This window comes from Psychrobacter sp. (assembly GCF_036731945.1).
Classification (GTDB): Bacteria; Pseudomonadota; Gammaproteobacteria; order Pseudomonadales; family Moraxellaceae; genus Psychrobacter.
The window spans coordinates 14675-24556 of record NZ_DAINDI010000030.1 but is presented as its reverse complement, the minus strand read 5'-3'; the positions used below and the strand labels follow the sequence as shown (position 1 = coordinate 24556).

Genomic DNA, 9882 nt, shown 5'->3' with positions numbered 1-9882 from the left:
CATCAATGCAGTCGCTGGTAATAAAAATGAAGTGGGTCAAGTATTCTTACGCCCAGTCGATGGCGGTGTCCAAGTTTACGGTAAGCTGATGAATTTGCAGCCCGGCAAAACCGTGGCATTGCACATTCATGAAACCGGTAGCTGTGCCGATATGGGTAAAGCGGCTGGTGGTCACTTTAATCCCGATAATAAACCGCACTCTCATCCTGATGATATGAATGGTCATCCAGGGGATTTGCCGAACTTAACCGCCGATGCGAATGGCGTAGCTACTATTAATTATGTGAATAAGAAAATCTCTGCGGCCGATGCAGGTAAATACAGTGTTAACCGTCTAGCCTTTATCGTTCATAGTGGTGCTGATGATTATAAGAGTCAGCCAGCTGGTAATGCAGGCGAGCGCGTCGCCTGCGGTATTATCGAGAAGAACTAAAAGCCTAAAAGTTAATAGCAAAAAAACCTCTTAGATAATCTAAGAGGTTTTTTTATGGCTATACATTATTGATCTAAAGGTAAAATATTTTACTCTTCTACCCATTCACCATTACGCCAGTACACGCCCCAACGGGTGGCTTTGCCGTTTTTCTCAGAGCCAATATACTGCTCTTTTTTCTTCCGTGACCAGCGTAAAATGGTTGGATTACCGTCTGGATCCTCGTCTGGACCTGCAAACAGATACTGGAACTTGTCTTCCATTTTATCCTTGATTTCGCGTAGCTCAGCCAGCTTTGGTGGACGGGTTTCGCGTACTTTTGGGAACTTAGACGCTGCTAAGAACATCCCAGCCGCGCCTTCACGCAAGATAAAGTAATCATCATGCTTGGTCGATTTTAGCTCCGGCATATGGATTGGCTCCATACGCGGCGGTGCCGCTTCGCCGGTTTTAAGCACCTTACGGGTATTGTCACATTTCTGACAAGCAAAGTATGGCCCAAAACGTCCAGTTTTTAGCTCCATTTGCCCATCACATTTATCACAATCGATGGTTGGCGCATCTGAACCCGGTACTTCAAACTTACCTTCTTCTAAGATATAGCCGTCGCAATCTGGGTTATTACCGCAGATATGCAGCTTGAGACCACCGTCGACGATATAGCCATTCATGGCCGTACCGCATTTCGGGCAGCGCTTTTTCTCCATCAAATCTTTAACTTCGGCCGCTTCGTCATCGCTGTCGCCATCATCAAGATTGGCAAACGCTTCGACTGGCATTAAGTTTTTGGTGCCTTTACAGCGCTCTTTTGGCGGTAAATTATAGCCCGTACAGCCTAAGAATACACCGGTTGAGCCAGTACGTAGCTGCATCGGACGATCGCAAATATCGCAATGGACGTCTGGCACATCGGTTGGATCATTTGGGCGCATGCCGTCTTTTTCTTTGGCACGATCTAGGGTCTTTTTAAAGTCGCCATAGAAATTATCAAGGACATCTTTCCAGTCAGTATCGCCTTCAGCAACATGGTCAAGCTTGTCTTCTAATGCAGCAGTAAAGGTGTAATCCATCAAATCTGGGAAACTTGCCGTCAATCTGTCGGTGACGATATCGCCCATTTTTTCGGCAAATAAGCGCTTATTCTCAAGCTTTACATAGCCGCGATCTTGAATGGTTGAGATAATAGAAGCATAAGTTGATGGACGTCCGATACCTTTTTTCTCCAGCTCTTTAACCAAGCTTGCCTCGGTATAACGCGGAGGCGGCTTGGTAAAGTGTTGGCTCGGATCAAGCTTATCAAGCGTTAATTTATCGCCTTTCTTAACCTCTGGAAGCAAAGTATCGTCGGTCTTCGCCGGTGGCATGACTTTAGTAAAGCCATCAAACACTAAGGTGCGACCGCGCGCTTTTAGCTCAACATCGCTTGCCGCAACAAATAAATTCACGGATAAGTATTTTGCAGGCGTCATCTGACAAGCAACAAACTGACGCCAGATCAGCTCATATAGACGGATGGCATCACGTTCAACGCCTTTTAGCTGCGTTGATTTCATATTGACATTAGACGGACGAATCGCTTCATGCGCCTCTTGTGCGCCTTGCTTATTGCCATAGAAATTTGGCTTTTCTGGCACGTATTTATCGCCATAGTTGTCTTCGATATAACCACGTACGGCGGCTAATGCATCACCAGACAAGAAAGTCGAATCGGTACGCATATAAGTAATATGACCAGCTTCGTATAAACGCTGCGCTAAAATCATGGTTTTCTTAACTGAAAAACCCAGTCGCGTACTGGCGGCTTGCTGCAATGTCGAGGTGATAAACGGCGCACTTGGACGCGACTGTGTTGGCTTCTCTTCGCGCTCTTTCACGATAAAGTCGTTTGAATTAAGCACTTCTAGGACTTTATCGGTCTGCTCTTTATTAACAAGCTTTAGCGTTTTGCCGCCCTGCTTGGTTGCCTCTAGACGAATCGCAATGTGCTCAGCGTCTGCCGCTTTCTCGGCTTTACTATCAGCAACGTGAGTATCAGCATGAATCTGCCAGTATTCTTCTGGGATAAAGGCGCGAATTTCATGCTCACGCTCGACCACCAAACGCATGGCGACCGACTGGACACGACCTGCAGACAGACCGCGAGCGACTTTTTGCCAAAGTAGCGGCGATACCATAAAACCGACGACGCGGTCTAAAAAGCGCCGCGCTTGCTGCGCGTTAACGCGGTCGATATCGAGCTTTGAGGGCTGTTTAAAGGCATTTTGAATAGCGGATTTGGTAATCTCATTAAAGACCACGCGCTCATATTTACTGTCTGCGCCGCCGATAACTTCTTTGAGATGCCAAGCAATCGCTTCCCCTTCTCTATCCATATCCGTTGCCAAATAGATTTTGTCAGCATCTTTGGCTAAGGCTTTTAGCTCTTTGATAACCTTGGTCTTGTTCGGCAATACTTCATAGACAGCCGCCCAGTCATGTTCTGGGTCGACGCCCATGCGCCGTACCAATGCCTGCTGGGTTTTTTCTTCTTTGCTTAGGCTGTCATCTTTTTTACTCGCGGCTGGCTTTTTCGCGCTTTTGCTCGCGCCCACTGGCAAATCACGGACATGACCGATACTTGAGCGGACGATAAAGTCGTCGCCTAAGTATTTGTTAATGGTTTTTGCCTTGGCAGGTGATTCTACAATTACCAAAGACTTGCCTTTGGGTTGGTCTTTTGCCGTGGTTGGGCTTTTTTTGGTTGCGGTTTTTGCCATAAGTGACGACACCATAATAAGTAAATTAAAATAAGGATAAACTCGGCAGCTGGCAATTTATAATAGTTAGTTATAATGGCTCAGCGAATTATTGTAGTAATGGCTGCCGATAAAAACGGTTATAAAACAAACAATAACCATAACGCATAGATACAGTTATAAAGACGTTACACTGCTAAGCATTAAGCTGTCAACTTAAAATGACTGAGAGTTTGCCAAAAGGACTTGCATATTGCCTCTTTATGGAGACGAAAAAATTTTTTACTAGCACCGTGCGTTTTTTATGCCGACTTTTGCATCTGTAATGCCCATTTCTCAAGGTTCTCTTTCATGATTAATAAGTCGCTTTCAATCGCTTGTTGCTGATAAGTAGGATTGGTCGCCAGACGCACATAAGCAATATCTTCCCAATAAATAATAATGCTATTCGACTTAACCAATAATGCTTTTACAAATGGCTCGATGCTAGCGGGCAGCGCTAAAGGCTCTTTATCCAAGCTAAAATTGGCTTGTACGGGTAAGCTTTTATTGTCGCTGCTGGCATTGATATTGTTACTGTTAGCATTGCTAGCCGGACGCCATTGTCCATCTAGTACCTGATAGCGAGTTAATGGCAGCTTGACATTATCGAGCACCAAACCATATTGGCCAATCATACCGCGACCAGAATCATTGTCACGGCCTTTTACCCAATCAGGGCAAGTAACTAACTTGGGATTGAGCTGCAAACGGCGCGCCGTCATACGCAGCTTATCCAAACGCTGGTCGATACCGCTAGGTTTGAGCGCCATCATACTCCCTAATACGAATAGTACAATGGCGATCGCAATCCACATTCCCATAACAGTCTGACCTTTTAACAAAATTAATGGTGTGCTAGTGATTAAAACGGGCTGAAGAACCTATCAGCGGGGCTCTTTATATAACAGCTTAAATATAAACGGCGACTATCTAGTCGCTTATAATGAGCGTAAACCTTTAAAAATCAAGCAATCGTAAATACTATCTTCTATAAAGGGCTAGCTGCTAGGCACACCTGATATTTACCAACGCCTTGCTATTTATAGTGGCATATCAAATACTTAGTACATAAAACCACTGATTCGATAACAAGATGCAAAAAGTTGGTCGCCTAAAAAGGTGCTATGATAAACCATAATTTTAAACGCGCGCAGGTTTATTATGAATTATCTTCTTAAACAAAACTCATCGACTGCTGCATCAGTAAGTAAAAGTGTCGGCAAACTTATCGGTAAATCTGGGCTGACCATCTCGCTAGTAGGCGTAGCTTTACTGACTTTATTGGGCTGCGCGACCACCCAAAGTCTGACGCCTGAACAATGCCAAAATAGTAACTGGCAAGAAGTCGGCTATGTCGATGGACTTCATGGACGCTCAGGTGCTTACTTTGGCAATTATACCAATCAATGCTCAAGTGTCGTTGGCGCAACGCCAAACCGCGTATTGTGGGAGCAAGGTCGTCAGCAAGGACTAAAAAACTACTGTACCGAGCTCAATGCTTATAAACTTGGCCGCGAAGGTTATGATTGGCAGCCTGTTTGTCCGCTCGAAGGCATCGAAAAGCTTGAAGAAGCTTACGCCCAAGGACGCTACTATTATATGCGTCAGCGTGACCTTGATTATCTGCGCTCGCCGTATCCATTCGGTTATGGACCTGGACGCTTTGGCTATGGTTATCGCCCGTTTGGTTATGCTTGGTAAGCGTTATAGTTGATGCTCGCTATATAGTCAAAATATCTTGAAAATGCGACGGTATTGCTGATATCAATTTTTTGTAGCCTCTGTCTGCGTAGGCACAGCAGGCAAGAAAAATTGATAACAGCAGTGCGCCATGTATCGATACTACTTTTCACTCGCTATATAACCTACCGACTGCCATACAATCTACTAAACTAGGTTGAGGGTTGCTAAAAAAAGATAACCTCGCAAGGTTACCCAAGCGAGGCGGGAGAGAAAGTTTATTATTTTAATTATTCTTGTTATTGTCGTGGTTATTTTCTTATTACTAAGCTTACTTATTTATCTTGCTAGCTTATTGTTTTAAAAGCTGTTTCTACTGCTCATTTACTTTTTAATTATTAGTCGTTTAAACCTTACTCATTAACAAAAGCCACCTTCGTTAATCCTGCTTGACTGGCCGCCGCCAACACTTGCGCCACGGTATCATACCTACTTTCTTTATCGGCACGCAGCTGGATAGAAGGATCCTTGCCACCCGCCGACTGTTCTTGCAGACGCACCTCTAATGCTTCTATGCTGATAGGCTTGTCATCCCAAAACAAACCTTCATCTTTATCGATGCTAATTTGAATGGCCTCGGGCGGTGTTTCATTGACCTCGGCACTGGTTTTCGGTAAATCTAATGGCACCGTTGGATTTAGTACGGTCGCTGTCAATAAAAAGATAATCATCAATACCAGCATGATATCGATAAGCGGAATAAGGTTCATCTCATTCATGCTTTGACTGTCATCGTCACCCAATTGAAATGCCATAATTGTTCTCAATACCGTTAATTGTCGTCTTTTCTGCTCGTGCTTTTTTGGCTTATTATCTCTACTGAACCATCACTACAACTGCGATGGTGCGGATTTATGATAATGCTCAGCTTGTTTATCTGCATTTGCCTGCTTCGTTAACTGCGTTACTTGATTAGTAGTATCACGTTGGACTGCTGGCTTTTGAATTGGCGCTTGTTGCACTGCAGCAAGCTCGCTAGATTGTGCCAATAAATCATGCGCTCTATCATTGGCGTGATACATGACGCGGCGATTGATACGTATCGCAAGGTTATAAAACACCACCGCCGGAATCGCAACAGCAATCCCTAAACCGGTCATAATAAGGGCCTCACCGACAGGTCCTGCGACTTGTCCTAATCCTGCTTGACCACTGACACCGATATTATGCAGCGCATGGAAAATACCCCACACCGTGCCAAACAGACCGATAAACGGCGCGATTGCTGCTGTCGTACCAAGTATCGGCAAACCGCGCTCACTGGCAAAACGATAGCGACCGATATGCTTGAGTAACGTCTGCTCAATCACCAAACGCCGAGACGCGGCATCGCTTTCAACCAAACTGGCCTGCTTACTATGAATCTGCGCACTCAAATCATCGGCGACGCTAGCTGCCAGTTTGCGACTTTGCAATATGCGAATGATACCCGTCACCCAAGAGGCAATAGATAAAACAAGAAGCAAAAAGAATAAGGTTCTGGTCACCATATCGCTATATTGCCAGTAGGTTGTAAAGTCCATATCAGACTCCTTAATGTGGGATGTCGTTACTTGTCATTTTATGATTGTTAGCAGTACGATTTTTGATATCTATTTTCGTACCTCGTTGCTATATTTCGCTGTGTTTCACTATATTTTGTATGTGTCGGTTGTTTTATATCTGCTTGTATAAATGCGCTTTTCTACACCCAGTCTTTTATATTTAAGGAACCGCATAGGCAATTGGCAAGGTGACATTGCCGACCACTGGCGCGCCGTTTTTGGTAAAGGGCTTGAATTTACCTGAACGCACTTGGCGCTGTGCTTCTTTATCTAACAGCGGGTTTCCTGACGATTGGGCCACACGTACGCTATCGATACCGCCTTGTTTATTGACTCTTAATACCAACACCACGTTGAGCGTATCTCCCGAACGGGCGCGGCGAGCGGCGCGGTCCGGAAAGCTAAAGTTTGGCGCCGATGCCCAGTTCGCAGCACTAGCGGTAAAATTGACAGGCTCATTACTTGCCGCAGCCTCTGCTTTGGCTGCAGCCTCTGCTTTTGCTCGAGCAGCGGCTGCAGCTTCTCTTTCAGCCTTTGCCTGCGCTGCTTTTTGCGCAGCCTCTTTGGCGGCATTGGCGTCTGCCTGCGCTTGAGCGTCACGAGCCGCTTGCGCCTGCGCTTCTTGCAGCGCTTTTGCTTGCGCTTGTCTTTCCGCTTGTTGCGCTGCCTTTTCTGCCTGCGCAGCTATTATACGGCGCTGTTCGTCAGCGACTGACTTATCAATAACTGGTGGCTTGTCTTCTATTTTTTTCTTTACAGGTGGTTCTTTTATAGGCGGCGTCTTTACAGGTTTTTCTTTCTGAACGATTGGTTCTTCTTCTCTTACTACTGGATCTACTGGTGTAACTGCTTTCATTTTTTGCTGCGGTTTCGGTTCAGGCTTGGGCTTGGGTTTAGGCGCTGGTATAGATTCAGCTTTATTTTTCGGCACTTCCTCTACTTCAGTAACCACGTTTTCGATGGGTTCAGTAGGTAATGTGACCATTTGGATTTCAAGCGGCGGCGTCTCTTTAATGGGCTCATCTTTAAGCGTAGGCGCTTTGATGATCACCAAAGCGATTGCGGTAAGCAGGTGTAGCCCGACTACTAAAATAATAGCGATAAGTATCAATCTAAGTGATGGCGCCTCTAAATCCGTTGAACTCATAACACCCTAACATTTAACCGTTATAGAATGGCGTAGATAATAATGCAAACGATAACTATTATCAATAGTAATTTTTTAATCCCTCTGTTTTTTTGTTGCCTATCTTAAGCAAAGTTCCTGCGCAAAGTTGTTTAAAACTAAAAAGTTAATGAATGAAAAGTCAGTTAATAAAAACCATTATCGTTAATATTGATAATAAGTCTCAATTACTTTATCATGGCAGTTGTTTTTATAGTAAAAATAGCAAATGATCGTAAAACTTTAATTATAAAGCCGCTATTTTTTAGCATTATTCTGCTGTTTTTTAGCATTCTTATAACAATACCAACCAAACCTTTGATATACCGAGTTATTTATGTCTACTACTTTATATTCTAATCGTACCGCAAGCCCCCTTGTTAAACGTCCATTATTGACTGCCATGATGACTGCGTTAATTGCTAGTGTTGGCTTAGCGGGTTGTAGCTCGCCTGATTCAAGTGATAACGAGACAACAGAAACCAAAGCTGAAAACCAAACGGCTGATGCGGCTTCGAATGTGGCTGAAAATGACAACGTTTCTGTTGCGACCATCGCAGTTGATACGGTAAAAGGTAAAGTCGATTTGGCCATGAATCCATCACCATTGGTCGTTTATGATATGACCTTGATGCAAGATTTGGCGGCGCTTGACGTGGCATTTGACGGTATGCCAAGTGGGCTACATTTAGATAACTTACAGTCAAAAGTACATCCTGATCCTAAAGAAGTCGGCACGGTATTTGAGCCTGACCTTGAAGCGTTGAACGCCATGCAGCCGCAAGCAATTTTGATCGGCTCGCGTATGGCAGAAAAATACAATGAGCTATCGAGTATCGCACCCACGCTGGATATGAGCATCGATACGGCAAATATCTATGAGTCAAGCAAGCAGCGCTTACACGATTTGGGTGCGTTATTTGGCAAAAGTGATCAAGCAATAAAATTGCAAGGCAATATTGACACGCTGATTGACGAGACCAAAGCCTTAACCAAAGAAAATAAAGGCAAAGGCTTGGTGGTCATGGTCAATGGCAATAAACTGTCAGCCTATGGTGATAAGTCACGTTATGGTTTTATTCACGGCGTATTAAATATTCCAATGGCAGATGATAAAATCACTGATGCGCGTCACGGTCAGCCTATCTCATTTGAATACATACAAAAGACCAATCCAGATTGGTTATTCGTCGTCGATCGCAGCGCTGCAATTGGTGAAGATGGTGCGGGTGCCAAAGCCGTATTGGACAACCCATTGGTGGCGCAAACCACTGCGTGGGATAAAGACCAAGTGGTGTATCTAAGCCCAGACTCTTACTTAGCCTTTGGTGGTTATTATCAGTGGCTACAGGATTTAACGACGATTAAAAACGCCTTTACTAAGGCAAAATAAATTTTGACGCTACACAAGATACAAGTAGCAGCTGTTGCTTATGACAGTTGCTATCCATAAAAATTTTCAAACCCTATTCGTAAGCCAGTAGCCGTTATGCCATTATTTTCACCTCGTGCTCAAGCCAGCGTTAAAACCAGCTCTACTCTGCCAGCTGCGCCATCAAGCTGGCAGCCGAGTGCAAGTAGTGGCAGCCGCTACGCCCGCGATAAACAACGCCGCGCTGCGATACCGCCGTGGTTAATAAACACAGCAAGCCTCATTATTATGGGGCTTTTGGTGTTATTAAGTTTATCCATTGGGGTGGCAGATTTTTCGTGGTCAGGTATTTTGCAAAGCCTTATTAGTCAAAGCGCCAACTCTGATAGCTCATTAATGTTGGTGAGCCGTATTCCACGCACCGTTGCCATTATTTTGACGGGTATCGCGATGGCGGTGGCTGGGATGATTATTCAAGTGGTGCTGAAAAACCGCTTCGTGGAACCCTCGATGGTTGGGGCAACCCAAAGCGCCGCATTGGGATTACTGGTAGTCAGTTTACTGTTCCCAGCCAGCGCGCTACTGGTCAAAATGGGCGTCGCGACCCTTGCGGCAGTTGCGGGCATGATGCTCTTTATGCTGCTGATACATCGCGTTCCGCCGACAGATTTTTTGATGATTCCGCTGATTGGTATTGTCTTTGGTGGCATTATCGAGGCGATAACCACTTTTATCGCCTACCAAACGGAATCGCTACAGATGCTCAGCGTTTGGCAATTTGGCGACTTCTCTTCGGTATTAGCCGGACGTTACGAGCTGCTTTGGTTGACGGGCGCACTGTGCGTGCTGGC

Annotated in this window: 8 protein-coding genes and 1 pseudogene; 4 read left to right on the top strand and 5 right to left on the bottom strand. The window is 45.0% G+C overall.

The window, feature by feature from the left end; all coding sequences use genetic code 11:
* On the top strand, window positions 1-433 hold a 433-nt coding region (locus V7D75_RS07825), incomplete at its 5' end, for a superoxide dismutase family protein (RefSeq protein WP_333614116.1).
* 89 nt (window positions 434-522) lie between these two features.
* On the opposite strand, the gene topA is transcribed toward V7D75_RS07825, so the two are convergent.
* Window positions 523-3189 (bottom strand): type I DNA topoisomerase, encoded by a 2667-nt coding sequence (gene topA, locus V7D75_RS07820; RefSeq protein WP_333614115.1) that lies wholly within the window; start codon window positions 3187-3189, stop codon window positions 523-525.
* 281 nt (window positions 3190-3470) lie between these two features.
* Window positions 3471-4031, bottom strand: a complete 561-nt coding sequence (locus V7D75_RS07815) for a hypothetical protein (RefSeq protein ID WP_333614114.1) — start codon at window positions 4029-4031, stop codon at window positions 3471-3473.
* A gap of 340 nt (window positions 4032-4371) precedes the next feature.
* Between V7D75_RS07815 and V7D75_RS07810 the strand changes: the two genes are divergently transcribed.
* Window positions 4372-4911: a DUF2799 domain-containing protein gene (locus tag V7D75_RS07810; RefSeq protein ID WP_333614113.1), complete on the top strand. Its 540-nt coding sequence runs from the start codon at window positions 4372-4374 to the stop codon at window positions 4909-4911.
* A 392-nt stretch (window positions 4912-5303) separates the two neighbouring features.
* On the opposite strand, the gene V7D75_RS07805 is transcribed toward V7D75_RS07810, so the two are convergent.
* The 3 genes from V7D75_RS07805 to V7D75_RS07795 all read right to left on the bottom strand — a co-directional run bounded on the left by V7D75_RS07805 (window position 5304) and on the right by V7D75_RS07795 (window position 7641).
* Complete coding sequence (locus V7D75_RS07805) at window positions 5304-5705, bottom strand: ExbD/TolR family protein (protein ID WP_333614112.1); 402 nt, start codon at window positions 5703-5705, stop codon at window positions 5304-5306.
* A gap of 75 nt (window positions 5706-5780) precedes the next feature.
* Window positions 5781-6473 (bottom strand): MotA/TolQ/ExbB proton channel family protein, encoded by a 693-nt coding sequence (locus V7D75_RS07800; RefSeq protein ID WP_289050859.1) that lies wholly within the window; start codon window positions 6471-6473, stop codon window positions 5781-5783.
* A 181-nt stretch (window positions 6474-6654) separates the two neighbouring features.
* Window positions 6655-7641 (bottom strand): energy transducer TonB, encoded by a 987-nt coding sequence (locus tag V7D75_RS07795; RefSeq protein ID WP_333614111.1) that lies wholly within the window; start codon window positions 7639-7641, stop codon window positions 6655-6657.
* Between the two features lie 355 nt (window positions 7642-7996).
* Here V7D75_RS07795 and V7D75_RS07790 point away from each other — a divergent pair, with 355 nt between their 5' ends.
* Together V7D75_RS07790 and V7D75_RS07785 are read left to right on the top strand one after the other, a co-directional pair.
* The gene (locus V7D75_RS07790; RefSeq protein ID WP_333614110.1) at window positions 7997-9052 is read left to right on the top strand and encodes a siderophore ABC transporter substrate-binding protein; all 1056 of its coding nucleotides are present in this window, start codon (window positions 7997-7999) and stop codon (window positions 9050-9052) included.
* 96 nt (window positions 9053-9148) lie between these two features.
* Window positions 9149-9882: pseudogene (locus tag V7D75_RS07785) on the top strand (iron chelate uptake ABC transporter family permease subunit); the annotation flags it as partial.